Consider the following 14,032-nt stretch of genomic DNA (forward strand, 5'->3'; position numbering starts at 1 on the left):
ACACCGATGGTGGAAATCCCCAAAGGGATTTCCACCCTACGCGCTGCGAGTAGCCCGGATTAAATCCGGCGCAGGCTGGATATTTCCCCCTCACCCCGGCCCTCTCCCTCAGGGAGAGGGGGCGGGTTCGGTGTGCGCATCGGCCCAAGTGCGCCGTTGCAGGCCATGAATGGGCTTCAGGATTACTCAAGGCACCAGGCGCGAGTCACCACATGCTCCTTGGCCCATTTGCGGGTGAGGAAGGCCTTTCCATCGGTGGTGACCTGTAACCCGGCTCGGTTCGACGCTTCGGTGAATGCGGCGGGCAGCCGGGCAGCAGCGGCTATACTTGCCACCAACTTTGCCATTGGGGGACAGAGGCCGAACTTCCGGCAGTGCCGGAAGCCGGAAGGCGCAGCTGCTGCAATGCCGATGACCGTCGCATGCTCTACCCGCGCACGGCGCATCAGGAACGAGGCGACGGGAACATGGCGATAGCAATCATCCTGGTTATCATCGTTGTCGCGTCCGTGCTGTTCCATTTGCTGGCGCCCTGGCACCTGACCCCGGCGGCATCCAACTGGGGCTCGATCGACGCCACGCTACTCATCACCCTGGTCATCTCCGGTGTGTTCTTCATCGCCATCGTCGGCTTCATGGTGGTGGCGATCATTCGTTTCCGCCACCGCCAGGGCTCACGCGCCCTCTATGAGCCGGAAAGCCGCAAGCTGGAATGGTCGCTGATCGTGGTCACCTCCCTCGGCATCATCGGCATGCTGGCGCCGGGACTGGTGGTCTACAACGACTTCGTCCAGGTTCCGGAAGATGCCTCGCCGCTGGAGGTGGTCGCCCAGCAATGGCAGTGGGCCTTCCGCTTTCCCGGGAAGGATGGCCAGCTCGGCCGCGCGGACGTCAAGTGGGTCGATGCGGGCAATCCCCTCGGTCTCGACCCCGATGACCCGGCGGGCCAGGACGACGTGCTGATTCGCAACAACGAGGTGCGCCTGCCCCAGGACCGGCCGGTGAAGGTGCTGCTGCGCTCCAAGGATGTGCTGCACAACTTCTACATCCCGCAGATCCGCGGAAAGATGGACATGGTGCCGGGCATGGTCTCGCATTTCTGGTTCACGCCGACGGTGGCCGGCAAATACGAGATCCTCTGCGCGGAGTTCTGCGGGGTAGGGCATTTCAACATGCGCGGCAACCTGCTGGTGGAACCGCCGGACCGCTTCGAGCAGTGGCTGGCCGCCCAGCCGACCTTCGCCCAGACCCTGGCCGCCGCCAGCAAACCCAGCCCGGGCAGCCTGGTCGAGAAAGGCCGCCAGCTGACGGAAACCCATGGCTGCCGGGCCTGCCACAGCCAGGATGGCAGCGCCAGCCTGGGGCCGGGCTGGAAAGACCTCTACGGTCGTGAGGAGAAACTCGCGGACGGCAGCAGCGTCAAAGTCGACGAGGCCTACCTGAAGGAGTCCATCGTCGAGCCCAAGGCGCGTCTGGTGCAAGGCTATCCGCCAGTGATGGTGCCCTATACTTTCAGCCAGGATGAGCTGGCCGCCCTGGTCGCATTCATCCAGTCGCTGAGCGCCGCCGGGCAACAGGAGCAGGGCTCCGCCGGTGCGGCGGGCGACGCCGTGGAGCAGGGCCAGCGACTGGCCGAGTCCATGGGTTGCCTGGCCTGCCACAGCCTGGATGGCAGCAAGGGCGTGGGGCCGAGCTGGAAGGGCTTGTATGGCCACCGCGTGACCCTGGCCGATGGCAGCCAGGTCGAGGCGGACGAGGCCTACCTCAAGGAGTCCGTGCGCACGCCCGCCGCCAAGCTGGTCCAGGGGTTCGCGCCGGTGATGCCGGCCTTCACCCCCAGCGATCCGGAACTGGACGCCCTGATCGCCTTCATCAAATCCAGGGCGAACCCCGACGCCAGCAAGCAGGAGCAGGCGCCGTAGACGCGGAGGGTTTCCGATGGCCCATCTCGAGCATGCCGAAGCCGATGCGCTGCACGAGCCGACGAGCTTCTTCACCCGCTACATCTGGAGCCAGGACCACAAGGTCATCGCCATCCAGTATTCGCTGACCGCCATCTCCGTCGGCCTGGTCGCCCTGGTGCTCTCCGGCCTGATGCGCATGCAGATCGGCTTCCCCGGCAGCCTGGAATTCATGGACCCGAGCGCCTACTACCAGGCCATGACCATGCACGGGATGATCATGGTCATTTACCTGCTGACGGCGCTGTTCTTAGGCGGCTTCGGCAATTACCTGATCCCGCTGATGGTAGGCGCGCGGGACATGGTCTTCCCCTACGTGAACATGCTCAGCTACTGGTTCTACCTGCTCTCGGTACTGGTGCTGCTGGCCAGCTTCTTCGTGCCGGGCGGACCCACGGGCGCGGGCTGGACCCTCTATCCGCCCCAGGCCATCACCCAGGGCACGCCGGGTACCGAATGGGGCATCGTGCTGATGCTGGTGTCCCTGGCGATCTTCATCGCCGCCGCCACCATGGGCGGCCTGAACTACGTGACCACCGTGCTGCAGGCACGCACCCACGGCATGACGCTGTTCCGCATGCCGCTCTCGGTGTGGGGTATCTTCATGGCCTCGATCCTCGCGCTGCTGGCCTTCCCGGCACTGTTCGTCAGCGCGGTGATGATGCTCTTCGACCGCCTGCTGGGTACCAGCTTCTTCATGCCGGCGCTGATTTCCATGGGCCAGCCGCTGGACCACCAGGGCGGCAGCCCGATCCTCTTCCAGCACCTGTTCTGGTTCTTCGGCCATCCGGAGGTGTACATAGTCGCGCTGCCGGCATTCGGCCTGGTGTCGGACCTGATCAGCACCCACGCGCGCAAGAACATCTTCGGCTACCGCATGATGGTCTGGGCCATAGTCGCCATCGGCGTGCTGAGCTTCGTGGTCTGGGCCCACCACATGTACGTCAGCGGGATGAACCCGTATTTCGGTTTCTTCTTCGCCGTCACCACCCTGGTGATCGCCGTGCCCACCGCACTCAAGGTCTACAACTGGACCCTGACCCTCTGGCATGGCGACATCCACCTGACGGTGCCGATGCTCTTCGCCCTGGCCTTCATCGTCACCTTCCTGGTGGGGGGACTCACCGGGCTCTTCCTCGGCAATGTGATAGTCGACATTCCGTTATCGGATACCTATTTCGTCGTGGCGCACTTCCACATGGTCATGGGGGTGGCGCCGATCCTGGTGGTGTTCGGCGCCATCTACCACTGGTTCCCGAAGATCACCGGGCGGATGCTCAACGACACCCTCGGCAAGCTGCATTTCTGGATCACCTTCCTCGGCACCTACGCCATCTACTTTCCCATGCACTACCTGGGCTTCCTCGGTATGCCGCGACGCTATTACGCCTACCCGGACTACCAGTTCATCCCGCAGTCGGCCCAGGACCTCAACGCCTTCATCACGGTGGCGGCATTGATCGTCGGCACGGCCCAACTGCTGTTCCTGGTCAACCTGGCCTGGAGCACCTTCAAGGGACGGCCCGCCGGTGGCAACCCGTGGAAGGCCACCAGCCTCGAATGGCAGACACCGGACACGCCGCCGGTGCATGGCAACTGGCGGGAGAAATTGCCGGTGGTGCATCGCTGGGCCTATGACTACAGCGTGCCGGGCATCGAGCAGGACTTCGTGCCGCAGACGGTTTCCGAAGCCGAACTGCAGAGCCTGCGCGAGGCCAACGGCAAGGCCTCATCGGTGGAGAAACGGCCATGAGCACACAACTGTGGAAAAATGCCGGCGGCGCCGAGCCGGGTGGCTGGAGCCCGGGCGAGTCCCAGGGACCCGAGGCGCCCATCCATGACCGGCGCAGGACCGCCAGGGTCGGTCTGGGGGTGTTCCTCGGCGTGGTGACCTCGCTGTTCCTGCTGTTCCTGCTGGCCTTCATCGCCCGCTCGCAGGTGTCGGACTGGCGCCCGCTGACCGACCCGCTGGCGCCCCTGGCCCATCCCTGGATGCTCTGGGTGAACACCGCCCTGCTGGCCCTGGGCAGCGCCTGCCTGCAATGGGCCAAGGTGGCGATAGAACGCCACCAGGTGAGCACGGCGAGCCTGGCTTTCCTGCTCGGCGGTGCCTTCGCCGTCGCCTTCCTCGGCGGGCAGCTCTGGGTCTGGCAGCAGTTCGCCGCCTGGGGCTATTTCGTCTCGGGCAACCCGGCCAACAGCTTCTTCTATCTGCTCACCGGCCTGCATGGCCTGCACCTGGCGGGCGGCCTGGTGGCCTGGGGCGTGGTGGCGCAACGCCTGCTGCGCCATGGTCCGGCCGAACGCCTGCGGACCGGCATGGAGTTCTGTGCCTTCTACTGGCACTACCTGCTGGGGTTGTGGCTGGTGCTTTTCGCGCTGCTCACCAGCACACCGGAAACCTACCAGGCCATCGCGGCCTTCTGCGGCTTGAGGTAACGCCATGGCCACATCGACGCGGGAGACCCCGGCCGCCAACCCATCGGCCTGGCGGGGCATAGCCCAGGACTGGTCCTCGGATCGCGACGCCTTCAAGCAGGTGCCCTGGGGCAAGGCGATGATGTGGATCTTCCTGCTCAGCGACACCTTCATCTTCACCTGCTTCCTCACCGGCTACATGTCGGTGCGCATCAGCACTACCGCCACCTGGCCCAATCCCAGCGAGGTCTTCGCCCTCAACATCGGCGGCGCCCACATCCCGCTGATCCTGATCGCCATCATGACCTTCGTGCTCATCAGCAGCAGCGGCACCATGGCCATGGCGGTGAACTACGGCTACCGCCGCGACCGCGTGCGCAGCGCCGCACTGATGCTGACCACCGCGGCCTTCGGCGCCACCTTCGTCGGCATGCAGGCCTTCGAGTGGAGCAAGCTGATCGCCGAAGGCGTTCGCCCCTGGGGCAACCCCATGGGCGCGGCGCAGTTCGGCGCCTGCTTCTTCATGATCACCGGCTTCCACGGCCTGCACGTGTCGGTGGGGGTGATCTATCTGTGCACCGTGGCCTTCAAGGTGCTGCGCGGGGACTACGAGAAACGCGGGAACTACCAGATCGTCGAGATCGCCGGCCTCTACTGGCACTTCGTGGACCTGGTCTGGGTGTTCATCTTCGCGTTCTTCTATCTGTGGTAAGGGCAGGGGAGTGATGCAGATGGCGCATGCGCAAGGTCAACAACACCCGATCAGCCTGTACCTGAAGATATGGGGGCTGCTGTTCATCCTCAGCACCCTGTCCTACCTGGTGGACTACTTCCACTTCACGGGGTACTTCCGCTGGTCGATGATCCTCATCCTGATGCTGCTGAAGGCAGGATTGATCGTCTCGATCTTCATGCACATGGCATGGGAGCGCCTGGCGCTGGTCTACGCCATCCTGGTGCCGCCGCTGTGCCTGCTGGTGCTGGTGGGGCTGATGGCCGCCGAGGCGGACTACGTGTTCTTCACGCGTGGTCTCCTGCTTGGCCAGTAGCCCCGTGGAAGATTCCACGTCAATCGGCCGTAGGGTGGAAATCCCTTCAAGGATTTCCACCATCGGTGTCTTGCAATGCCTCGCTGGTGGATAGAGAAGCGCTATCCACCCAGGTTTCGTCGGTCAGCTCCTCTGTAGGGGCGAATTCATTCGCCATGCAGGACGAAGTCCTGCCCTCGCAGCGCTAGATGGTCCGCTTGAACTGATGCCAGCGGTGCAGCCAGGAGACTATCCAGTGCGGTGAAGCCGGGCCGGTTCCGGCCAGCCTCAGTTGCGGGTGATGGACGATGACCCGGTCGAGGATGGATTCCTGCGCAGGCTCCACATCGACGAAGAAGATGTGCTCGCCTTCCTTCACCTTCTCTTTCAGGTTGCGGAAGTGCGCATTGGGCACCTGGATGCCGAAGAAGCCGCCTTCCCAGATACAGAAACCCAGCACCACCAGCGCCAGGAACACGAAGGGCACCCAGCCTGCCGGCGTATCGGTCCAGCCCGCCAGCCAGGCGCCCAGCAGGATCAGGGCGGCCAGGGGCACGCCGATCACCGCGCCGATTTCGCCGGAGTGGACGACGTCCTGCTTCATGAAGGAATTCACATCATGGAGATGGTGCTGTTCGACATCCGCATCCCTGTCGCTCAACACGTGGATCTGCTCGGTATTGATGCCGTTGGCCTCGAGCTCGGATTCAACGGTTTCCAGGTCATCGAGATTGTCGCTGATGTAGTAGTGCCGATTCATGACATACCTCCGGGCTCTTGTTCAAAGTTGTATGCCGTCTCCCGCAACAGATGGTTTATTCCTGATGGTTATCTTCCAAACATGGATAGAAGTTCAGGGTTCTTTCACCGGAAAATTATAGCACCCGGACTTTTTTGAAATGCCCGAAGCCCTTGTCACGCGCGGCTTTGACGATGGCTGACGCATTCGCGGAACGGGGCTTGTCTAAACTGGGGATTGAACAGCAGGCGCGGCAACGCCCACGTCAGGAGGTCGCTAGATGAATACCTTGACCATCAAAAGCTGGTGCAAGCCCCAGGGGGCGGAAAAGTCCATCCCGATGGGCGATCTTCATTTCCATGTCAACGACTCCGATCACCTGCGGCTCGAAGAAGCGGAAGAACGCCTGCAGAAGACCCATGAGCGGGAAATGATGATCGACGCCGACATGGGGCACATGGAGTTGATCACGCCCGCCGAGTGCGGCTCGCTGTCCGACCTGCAGTTCCGCGTCTACCTGAGCAAGGGAGACGAACGCGGGCAGTTCCACCTGGTCGGGCATAGGGAGAGCGATGGCAGCCTGGTGTACACCAATTCGGTAATGATCGATCAGCTGGGGTAGGGCGCAATGCAGCCCCGGAGCGGAGCGCCGCTCCGGGGCTGTCGTATATCTGTATATGCCGCCGCCGGTGCGCCCTGAAGATCCGGCGGCAACTCTCCAGGGTTCGAAGTGGATCGACCGGTCCGGGCGCCATTCTGTGCGACAGGATCAATCAACTGTCATTTTCGATCATTGAGACTGCGTGCTTTCGGGCCGTATCGTCCATTTCCGAGGAACTCACCAGAGCAGGATTCGTTACCGGGAATCGCCTGCAGGTGAACTGTCATGACGTCTTCGCCTTACCCCGATCGGCTCGCGCCCCGAGCCGGATTCACTGCGCTGTGCAATCGTCCCCTGATGGCTGCTGACAAGGAAAACAACATGTCTGAACTGAAACTGCACCCCAAGGCGGCGGCTTCGCTGCAGCGCTGGCACGGCATGGTCGCCCGGGGCGATCTGGCCGCACTGCCCGAACTCCTGCATTCGAACGCGGTGTTTCGCTCGCCCATGGCCCATACGCCCTATCCTGGCGCAGAAGTGGTTTCGACCATTCTCAATACCGTGATCAAGGTCTTTACTGACTTTGCCTATCACCGAGGGCTGGCTACGGCGGATGGCCTCAATGTGGTGCTGGAGTTCAGTGCCCGGGTTGGCGGACGCGAGCTGAAGGGCATAGACATGATCCGCTTCGACGAAGACGGGAAGATCGTCGAGTTCGAGGTGATGGTCCGTCCCATGAGCGGACTCCAGGCCCTGGGCGAAGAAATGGGGCGGCGCCTGGCACCCTACCTGGCCGCAGCCAGGACTTCGGCCTGAGGAACATGTGGGGGGCGCCGGGCTCCCCCGATCATTTTCAGGAGGTGTGCAGATGAAGCAGGCAGCCGAGTTCGACCTCATCGTCTACGGTGCCACCGGCTACACCGGCCGGCTGGTGGCCGAGTACCTCAGCCAGGCCTACGCCGATGGCGCCAACCTGCACTGGGCCATGGCCGGCCGCGATGCCGGCAAGCTGGCCCTGGTCCGCCAGGAGATCGGTGCGCCGGCCGGCACCCCCCTGGTGGTCGCGGACATTGACGACCCTGCCAGCCTGCGGGCCATGGTCGGGCGTACCCGGGTGGTGCTGACCACCGTCGGGCCTTACCAGCTGTACGGCGAACCGCTGGTGGCCGCCTGTGCCGAGACGGGGACCGATTATGTCGACCTCTGCGGCGAGCCGGCCTGGATGCGCAGGATGATCGACACCTATGGCGAGGCCGCGGGGCGCAGCGGCGCGCGTATCGTCTTTTCCTGCGGCTTCGATTCCATTCCCTTCGATCTCGGAGTGTTCTTCCTGCAACGGGCCGCCCGGGAGCGCTTCGGCGCACCGCTGTCGCGGATCAAGGGTCGCGTACGCAAGATGAAGGGCCGCTTTTCCGGCGGTACGGCGGCCAGTCTCAAGGCCACTCTCGCGGCGGCCAAGGCCGATCCACAGGTGCTCCAGTTGCTGACCAATCCCTTCTCCCTGACGCCCGGCTTCAGTGGCCCGAGCCAACCCGCCGCGGATCGCCCCGCCTACGACGAGTCCCTGGGCAGCTGGGCGGCGCCATTCATCATGGCGGCCATCAACACCCGCAATGTGCACCGCTCCAACTTCCTGCTCGGCCATGCCTATGGCGAGGACTTCGTCTATGACGAGATGCTCCTGACCGGCCCGGGCGAGCAGGGCAGGGCGACCGCCGAGGCGGTGGCCAGCGACCGTTCCCTGGCCAGCGACAAGGCGCCCAAGCCCGGCGAAGGCCCGAGCCGGGAGGAACGCGAGAGCGGCTTCTACGACCTGCTGTTCATCGGCGAGATGGCGGATGGGCGGACCCTCCGGGCCAGTGTTTCCGGCAAGCGCGACCCGGGCTACGGCTCGACCTCGCGGATGATCGCCGAGGCCGCGCTATGCCTGCTTTGGGAAGCCCGGGATACCCCCGGTGGCATCTGGACCACGGCGCCGGCAATGGGCGAGAAACTGATCCGGCGGCTGACGGAGCGCGCCGGGTTGACCTTCAGGATGGAGGCCTGAGGGCCAGGGAATGGCACGACCCAGTGGTGAATTCGAGCCACTGACTCACTCCTGCCCCTGTCGCAGCTGAACGAACAACGCCTCCACCTTCTCCCGCGCCCAGGGTGTCTTGCGCAGGAAGGTCAGGCTGGATTTGATGCTGGGGTCGCTCTTGAAGCAGCGGATGTCTACGCGCTTGGCCAGCCCCTCCCAGCCGTAGTGGGCCACCAGTTCGTTGAGCAGCTTTTCCAGGGTGATGCCGTGGAGCGGGTCTTTCGGGGGCTGGGTCATGGCGTGTCTTGTCCGGTGGCCGGGAGAAAGGTGGGCACTATGTGCGCTTTTGGCCATAAGTTGAAGCCAGGCAGATAGCGATCGTTCGCGCGAACCGGTCGACCCCACCGATAACCCAAGGCGCTGTCGAAAACCGACAGCGCCTGTGCTCCCGCTCAGTTGGTGCCGGGCAGCGCCTTCGGCCTGGCCGGGTACATCCGCATCGCCTATGCGCTGGATGATGCGTCGCTGCGTGCAGCCTGCGAGGCGATTCGGAGCTTCTGCCTGAAGGCGAACTAGCCCGTAGGATGGTCGAGCGGCGTTCCGCGAGCTTGCAAAACCCATCGATCCGACAGCATGGGTTTCGCTCCGCTCTACCCATCCTACAGAGCTGCCGGTCGGTGCGCTGAGCCCTACATAGGCGCTTGCTGGTGGAAATCCGTTACCGGGATTTCCACCCTACGGCGCTACGAAGTGTGGAGTCGTGGGAGCGAATTCATTCGCGAAAGGACGGCGAAGCCGTCCCCGGCAGATCTTCGATCTGCAATCGCGATTGAAATCGCTCCCACAAGTAGTCAGCGCCATCAGGAATCCAGTTCGTAGGATGGGTCGGGCGGCGTTCCGCGAGCTTGCGATACCCATCGACCGATATCGCTTCGCTCAACCTCTTCCGATCACTCCTGTACCGCTCCAACCTCCTGTCGCAGGGCAGCGGCCAGTGCCCGGAAGCCCTCCATCAGCAACCCGTCGTCATGGGATGAATTACTGACGCTGGCTCGCACGAACTGGGGCACCGCCGCCCGGCCCACGGCGAAAGCTTCAGCCGTTGAGATCAGGTAGTCCTTCAATTTCAGCTCTGCCTCAACGTCCGAGGCGCGCCAGGGCTCCGGTACTTCGATCCAGAAATGCGGGCTCTGTGGGTGCGTCCGGTAGTTCAGTCCCTCCAGCTGCCCCTGCACCAGCGCCTTGCGCCGTTCTATCTCGCTGATCTGCTGGTGCAGCAATTGTTCTGCGATACCGCTTTCGATCCAGTCACTGGCCAATTCCATCGCCAGCGGCGTAGCCATCCAGCAGGACCCGCGCAGGGCCGCCGCCAGCCGTCCCACCAGCGCCGCCGGAGCGTGCAGGTAGCCCACGCGCAGGCCGGCCGCTACGGCCTTGCTCAGGCTGCTGATCAGGATGCTGCGCTCTGGCGCGCAGTGGCTCAACGGCAGCGGTCGGTCCTTCACCAGAACAGCGTGAGCCTCGTCCTCGATAACAAGCAGGTTGTGTTCCCGACACAGTTCGGTAATCGCTTCTCGTCGCGTAGGCGACATCACCGCGGTAGTGGGGTTTTGCAAGGTAGGAGTGCAATAGAGGGCGCTCACCCGGTTGTGCCGACAGAGATCGTCCAGGGCTGCCGGTATCAGGCCTTCTTCGTCCATTGCCACCCCCAGCAAGCGGATGCCCAGCATGCGCGCGGCACTGATCAGGCCGGGATAGGTCAGTTGCTCGGTGACGACGGTATCGCCGGGTCTCAGTAGCGCCATCAGCGTACAGAGCAAACCGTGCTGGCCACCGTTGGTACACAGCACCTGCTCCGCCTGTGGCTGGAACTTGCCGTTGGCCAGCCAGTGGGCGCCATTCTGGCGGTGGCGCGGCATCCCCTGTTCCAAGCTGTAGACCATCAGTTCGTGCAACCGCTGGGGATTGCCGGCCAACTGCATCAGGCTCCTGGCGAGGAAGGCGGTTTCCTGCCCCGGGATATGCATGTTGCGGCTCATGTCGAAATGCCCGGCCGTCTCTTCCGTTGCGTTGCGAAAGCCCTCATCCCGCTTGTGGGCGAGCTCGCGGTGAAGCACGAAGGTCCCGTCACCGACCCTGGCGATCACCAGCCCCAGGTGCTCCAGCTCGGCATAGGCGCGGCTGACCGTACCAGCGGTGACGCCCAGGCGATCGGCGAGGATGCGATGGGGCGGCAGCTTGCTGCCGGCCTCCAGGCTGCCGCTGCGAATCTGTTTTTCCATCGCGTCGGCCAGGCGCTTGTACTTGGATCCCTGGCCCGAATCCAGCGCATTTCTGAGCAATGACAGGGTGTCATTAATTGGATTGACAGTCATTTGAAGTCCAAATAGCGTGGATTGACTGTAGAAAGCTAGCAAATTGGATGCATTGATATCATGTCAATTCTAGAGTCCGCCACCAATCTGGCCACGACAAAATCGCGCTGGTTATCCGGACTGGTCAGCGCGTTCCTGTTTCTCATTGTCTGCGTCAGCTGGGGCACCACTTGGCTGGGCATCAAGATCGCCGTGGAAACCGTGCCGCCGCTAACCGCCTCCGGCCTGCGTTTCCTGATCGCTTTCCCGCTGTTCCTCGGTTTCGCCCTGCTGCGGGGTGACCCGGTCTTTTTCCCGAGAGCACGAATGGGGTTCTTCGTCTTCGTGACCCTGTGCTACTTCGGCATGCCGTATTACCTGCTGAACTACGGTGAGTTGCATGTCTCCTCAGGCCTCACCGCGCTGCTGTTCAGCTGCATGCCGGTATTCATCCTGATCTTCTCGGCGGTCTTTCTCAGCGAGCGTATCTACCTGTCCCAGGTCCTTGGCATCGTCATCGGTTTCGGCAGCCTGTCCATGATTCTCCGTAGCCAGGGCTTGAGCCTGGAGAGTTCTGGTTTCGGCGGCGTGCTGGCCATACTCGCCGCCGCTGTTATGCACGCACTGTGCTACGTGGTGACCAAGCAGAGGGGCACCGAGATCAGCGTCATCACCTACAACACGCTGCCCATAGGTGTGGCCGGGCTAATGCTGTTCCTCATGGGGCTCGCCGTCGAGCGGCCGGACTTCGTGGCCATCAGCGCCCGATCCTGGGGAGCGCTGGCCTACCTTGGCCTGTGCGCCTCGGTGGGTGGCTTCATCGTTTATTTCTTCCTGCTCAAGCGCATGAGCCCGGTGGTGCTGTCGTTCGTCTTCATCATCTTTCCGGTGTTCGCCGTAATCATCGGCGCCTGGTATGAGGGCCAACCAATCTCTTACGACCTCGCGGTCTATTCCGCGCTCCTGCTGGCTGGCTTCGCGATTACCAAGGTGCCGCTGGAAAGGTTCCTGCTGAAGAAGGAATGACGTCGTGACCTACCCGGACGAGTGTTGCGGATTTGTCTTCGCCAATGCTCACGGCTTCGACTTTCTATCCACCAGTCCTTTTGGTGGAAATCCGCTACCGGGATTTCCACCCTACGCGATGACTCGGTGTGATGGGTGAGCTCCCACACGTCAGCCCATCACCAAGCCAGCCATTCGCGGAGCAGCGCAAGCGTCCGTTCCGGCATTTCCAGCGGCGGCAGGTGGCCGCATTCCGGCAGGATTTCCAGGCGCGAGCCGGGAATGCGCTCGTGCATCAGGCGCGCCTCGGCGACTGGAGTGAGCTGGTCGTCGGCGCCCACCACTATCAGGGTCGGGACGCGGATTTGCGGTAGCAGGGGCAGGGAATCGGCGCGGTCGATGATCGCCTGCTGCTGGCGGATGAAGCCTTCCTTGCCCACGGCCACCGCCATCTGCTGCACCGTGGCGGAAACATGCGAGTCCAGCCAGCGCGGGTGAATCAGGCGCGGCATCAACTGCGGGCTGACGCCGATGAAGCGGCCGCGGTGTGCCAGTTGCAACAGGCCCTTGCGGGTGGCGGCGCGTTCCGCCGAATCGAGGCTCGCCATGGTGTCGAACAGGGCCAGGCGCAGGACCCGCTCCGGTGCCTGGCGCATGATCTCGAAGGCCACGTAGCCGCCCATGGACAGCGCCGCCAGGGCGAAGCGGGGCGGGGCCTCGTCGAGCACGCGACGGGCCATGGCGCTGATGCTGTCATCGCGGGTGAGGTCGGCGATGCGCACCTCCCGCTCCCCGGCCAGGTCGGCGGCCTGTTGTGCCCAGAGGCGCTGGTCGTTGAGAAGGCCCGGCAGCATGACCAGGGCGGGTGGGTTCACATCCATAGGAAACTCGCAGGTATCGCAGGGTAGGGGACTGCCGGGGCCGGCGTGGCCGCGGAAGGTTCAGAGCATGTGGCCGGCCCAGATGTTGCGTTCCACCAGGTCGGCGATGATCTCGATGAAGGATTCGCCGACGAACCTGGCGGCCGGGCTGACGCGGCGATCGGCCGGGTAGACCAGCACCGGCTTGCGCGTCGGTTGCGGGTCCACCAGCGGGGCGGCGCCGAGAGTGTAATGCCATTCGATCCGCAGCGAACCCGCGCGTCCCCTTGCCAGGCGATCCGCCGTCGCCGCGAAAGGGGCGCCAAGGCCCTGTCTTCGGGCCTTGGCGGGCCAGCGATAAAATTTGGGCATAGCTGATAGATACCGGCGCGGCTTATCCACCGGCCGGGACTGGCGTAGCGTGGTTTCCGTGAATACCCGCCGCTCCCCAGGAGCAGGCACAAGACAACAATAAAAGCTCGAGCGCTGATCCCGCGTTCCACGCCCGACAATCCGCAGCCGTGCTTTCCGAGCCTGACCCGTGGCCAGCGCTCAGTCCCGGCTCGCCTCGAAGAAAGGAAAACAACAATGACCTCATCCGCTTCCGAGCCCCTCCACGCTGCCAACGACCAGAATCCGAAGACGGCGTCCAGTCGCGCCCGCTCCATCCTCGGCGCCTGCTCCGGCAACCTGGTGGAGTGGTACGACTTCTTCATCTACGCCTACACCTCGATCTACTTCGCCGCCGCGTTCTTCCCCAAGGGCGACCAGACCACCCAGTTGCTGGCCGCCGCCGGGGTGTTCGCCGTGGGCTTCTTCATGCGGCCGCTGGGGGGCTGGTTGTTCGGCTGGACCGACGAGATCCGTGACATGGACGGCGTGCACCAGCTGCGCGAGCAGATCGGTGCCCGCAACGCCGGGGTCAAACTGGCCACCGTGAAGATCAAGGCGGAAAACCCGCCGCGTGTACTGCCACCGCGCGATGGCAGCTACATCAAGAACCGCTTCCGTGCAGCCCTTGGCTACCAGCCCATCTGACAGCAGCG

14 protein-coding genes and 3 pseudogenes are annotated in these 14,032 nt (G+C 63.6%); 11 read left to right on the forward strand and 6 right to left on the reverse strand.

The features are described from left to right. Positions 1–182: 182 nt before the first annotated feature. Positions 183–521 (reverse strand): hypothetical protein, encoded by a 339-nt coding sequence (locus ACFPU0_RS26170; protein WP_377696252.1) that lies wholly within the window; start codon positions 519–521, stop codon positions 183–185. Here ACFPU0_RS26170 and ACFPU0_RS26175 point away from each other — a divergent pair. The 5 genes from ACFPU0_RS26175 to ACFPU0_RS26195 are packed head-to-tail and all read left to right on the forward strand — an operon-like array spanning position 468 to position 5,428. Beyond that, entirely contained in the window at positions 468–1,922 is a 1,455-nt protein-coding gene (locus ACFPU0_RS26175; protein WP_377696210.1) for a c-type cytochrome, read from the forward strand. The genes ACFPU0_RS26170 and ACFPU0_RS26175 overlap by 54 nt on opposite strands. Positions 1,923–1,938: 16 nt before the next feature. Then, complete coding sequence (gene ctaD, locus ACFPU0_RS26180; RefSeq protein ID WP_377696211.1) at positions 1,939–3,714, forward strand: cytochrome c oxidase subunit I; 1,776 nt, start codon at positions 1,939–1,941, stop codon at positions 3,712–3,714. Then, the gene (locus ACFPU0_RS26185) at positions 3,711–4,400 is read left to right on the forward strand and encodes a cytochrome c oxidase subunit 3 (protein WP_377696212.1); all 690 of its coding nucleotides are present in this window, start codon (positions 3,711–3,713) and stop codon (positions 4,398–4,400) included. The genes ctaD and ACFPU0_RS26185 overlap by 4 nt, the downstream gene beginning before the upstream one ends. Before the next feature lie 4 nt (positions 4,401–4,404). Further along, positions 4,405–5,091, forward strand: coding sequence for a heme-copper oxidase subunit III family protein (locus tag ACFPU0_RS26190; protein ID WP_377696213.1), 687 nt, complete (start codon positions 4,405–4,407; stop codon positions 5,089–5,091). Between the two features lie 19 nt (positions 5,092–5,110). Further along, entirely contained in the window at positions 5,111–5,428 is a 318-nt protein-coding gene (locus ACFPU0_RS26195; protein ID WP_377696214.1) for a cytochrome C oxidase subunit IV family protein, read from the forward strand. A gap of 184 nt (positions 5,429–5,612) precedes the next feature. On the opposite strand, the gene ACFPU0_RS26200 is transcribed toward ACFPU0_RS26195, so the two are convergent. Beyond that, positions 5,613–6,167 (reverse strand): AtpZ/AtpI family protein, encoded by a 555-nt coding sequence (locus tag ACFPU0_RS26200; protein WP_377696215.1) that lies wholly within the window; start codon positions 6,165–6,167, stop codon positions 5,613–5,615. 259 nt (positions 6,168–6,426) lie between these two features. On the opposite strand from ACFPU0_RS26200, the gene ACFPU0_RS26205 reads away from it, so the two are divergent. The 3 genes from ACFPU0_RS26205 to ACFPU0_RS26215 all read left to right on the forward strand — a co-directional run bounded on the left by ACFPU0_RS26205 (position 6,427) and on the right by ACFPU0_RS26215 (position 8,794). Further along, a complete protein-coding gene (locus tag ACFPU0_RS26205) occupies positions 6,427–6,768 on the forward strand; it encodes a hypothetical protein (RefSeq protein ID WP_377696216.1) in 342 nt (113 codons plus the stop codon). Between the two features lie 360 nt (positions 6,769–7,128). Next, positions 7,129–7,563, forward strand: coding sequence for a nuclear transport factor 2 family protein (locus tag ACFPU0_RS26210; RefSeq protein WP_377696217.1), 435 nt, complete (start codon positions 7,129–7,131; stop codon positions 7,561–7,563). Positions 7,564–7,615: 52 nt separating this feature from the next. Then, positions 7,616–8,794, forward strand: coding sequence for a saccharopine dehydrogenase family protein (locus ACFPU0_RS26215; RefSeq protein ID WP_377696218.1), 1,179 nt, complete (start codon positions 7,616–7,618; stop codon positions 8,792–8,794). A 45-nt stretch (positions 8,795–8,839) separates the two neighbouring features. Here the strand turns inward: ACFPU0_RS26215 and ACFPU0_RS26220 are convergent, their stop codons facing one another. Both ACFPU0_RS26220 and ACFPU0_RS26225 read right to left on the reverse strand, forming a co-directional pair. Next, complete coding sequence (locus tag ACFPU0_RS26220; protein ID WP_377696219.1) at positions 8,840–9,064, reverse strand: VF530 family DNA-binding protein; 225 nt, start codon at positions 9,062–9,064, stop codon at positions 8,840–8,842. Between the two features lie 653 nt (positions 9,065–9,717). After that, complete coding sequence (locus tag ACFPU0_RS26225) at positions 9,718–11,142, reverse strand: PLP-dependent aminotransferase family protein (RefSeq protein ID WP_377696250.1); 1,425 nt, start codon at positions 11,140–11,142, stop codon at positions 9,718–9,720. A gap of 60 nt (positions 11,143–11,202) precedes the next feature. Here ACFPU0_RS26225 and ACFPU0_RS26230 point away from each other — a divergent pair, with 60 nt between their 5' ends. Continuing rightward, positions 11,203–12,147, forward strand: coding sequence for a DMT family transporter (locus ACFPU0_RS26230; RefSeq protein ID WP_377696220.1), 945 nt, complete (start codon positions 11,203–11,205; stop codon positions 12,145–12,147). 158 nt (positions 12,148–12,305) lie between these two features. On the opposite strand, the gene ACFPU0_RS26235 is transcribed toward ACFPU0_RS26230, so the two are convergent. After that, positions 12,306–13,007 carry an alpha/beta fold hydrolase gene (locus ACFPU0_RS26235; RefSeq protein WP_377696221.1) on the reverse strand — a complete coding sequence of 234 codons (702 nt, stop codon included), beginning with the start codon at positions 13,005–13,007 and terminating at the stop codon, positions 12,306–12,308. Between the two features lie 60 nt (positions 13,008–13,067). Next, positions 13,068–13,232: pseudogene (locus tag ACFPU0_RS26240) on the reverse strand (LysR family transcriptional regulator); the annotation flags it as partial. A 342-nt stretch (positions 13,233–13,574) separates the two neighbouring features. On the opposite strand from ACFPU0_RS26240, the pseudogene ACFPU0_RS26245 reads away from it, so the two are divergent. Both ACFPU0_RS26245 and ACFPU0_RS26250 read left to right on the forward strand, forming a co-directional pair. Further along, a pseudogene (locus tag ACFPU0_RS26245) lies at positions 13,575–13,853 on the forward strand (alpha-ketoglutarate permease); the annotation flags it as partial. Continuing rightward, a pseudogene (locus tag ACFPU0_RS26250) lies at positions 13,830–14,024 on the forward strand (aldehyde dehydrogenase); the annotation flags it as partial. The pseudogenes ACFPU0_RS26245 and ACFPU0_RS26250, both read left to right, overlap by 24 nt. Positions 14,025–14,032: the final 8 nt, after the last annotated feature.

Source organism: Pseudomonas sp. GCM10022186, assembly GCF_042656385.1.
Lineage (GTDB): Bacteria > Pseudomonadota > Gammaproteobacteria > Pseudomonadales > Pseudomonadaceae > Metapseudomonas.

Bases quoted from the DNA above. Each gene is read 5' to 3' on its own strand.
- ACFPU0_RS26185 (WP_377696212.1), top strand. From the start codon at position 3,711: ATGAGCACACAACTGTGGAAAAATGCCGGCGGCGCCGAGCCGGGTGGC.
- ACFPU0_RS26230 (WP_377696220.1), top strand. From the start codon at position 11,203: ATGTCAATTCTAGAGTCCGCCACCAATCTGGCCACGACAAAATCGCGC.
- ACFPU0_RS26170 (WP_377696252.1), bottom strand. From the start codon at position 521: ATGGAACAGCACGGACGCGACAACGATGATAACCAGGATGATTGCTAT.
- ACFPU0_RS26195 (WP_377696214.1), top strand. From the start codon at position 5,111: ATGGCGCATGCGCAAGGTCAACAACACCCGATCAGCCTGTACCTGAAG.
- ctaD (WP_377696211.1), top strand. From the start codon at position 1,939: ATGGCCCATCTCGAGCATGCCGAAGCCGATGCGCTGCACGAGCCGACG.
- ACFPU0_RS26215 (WP_377696218.1), top strand. From the start codon at position 7,616: ATGAAGCAGGCAGCCGAGTTCGACCTCATCGTCTACGGTGCCACCGGC.
- ACFPU0_RS26205 (WP_377696216.1), top strand. From the start codon at position 6,427: ATGAATACCTTGACCATCAAAAGCTGGTGCAAGCCCCAGGGGGCGGAA.
- ACFPU0_RS26235 (WP_377696221.1), bottom strand. From the start codon at position 13,007: ATGGATGTGAACCCACCCGCCCTGGTCATGCTGCCGGGCCTTCTCAAC.
- ACFPU0_RS26190 (WP_377696213.1), top strand. From the start codon at position 4,405: ATGGCCACATCGACGCGGGAGACCCCGGCCGCCAACCCATCGGCCTGG.
- ACFPU0_RS26175 (WP_377696210.1), top strand. From the start codon at position 468: ATGGCGATAGCAATCATCCTGGTTATCATCGTTGTCGCGTCCGTGCTG.
- ACFPU0_RS26210 (WP_377696217.1), top strand. From the start codon at position 7,129: ATGTCTGAACTGAAACTGCACCCCAAGGCGGCGGCTTCGCTGCAGCGC.
- ACFPU0_RS26220 (WP_377696219.1), bottom strand. From the start codon at position 9,064: ATGACCCAGCCCCCGAAAGACCCGCTCCACGGCATCACCCTGGAAAAG.
- ACFPU0_RS26200 (WP_377696215.1), bottom strand. From the start codon at position 6,167: ATGAATCGGCACTACTACATCAGCGACAATCTCGATGACCTGGAAACC.
- ACFPU0_RS26225 (WP_377696250.1), bottom strand. From the start codon at position 11,142: ATGACTGTCAATCCAATTAATGACACCCTGTCATTGCTCAGAAATGCG.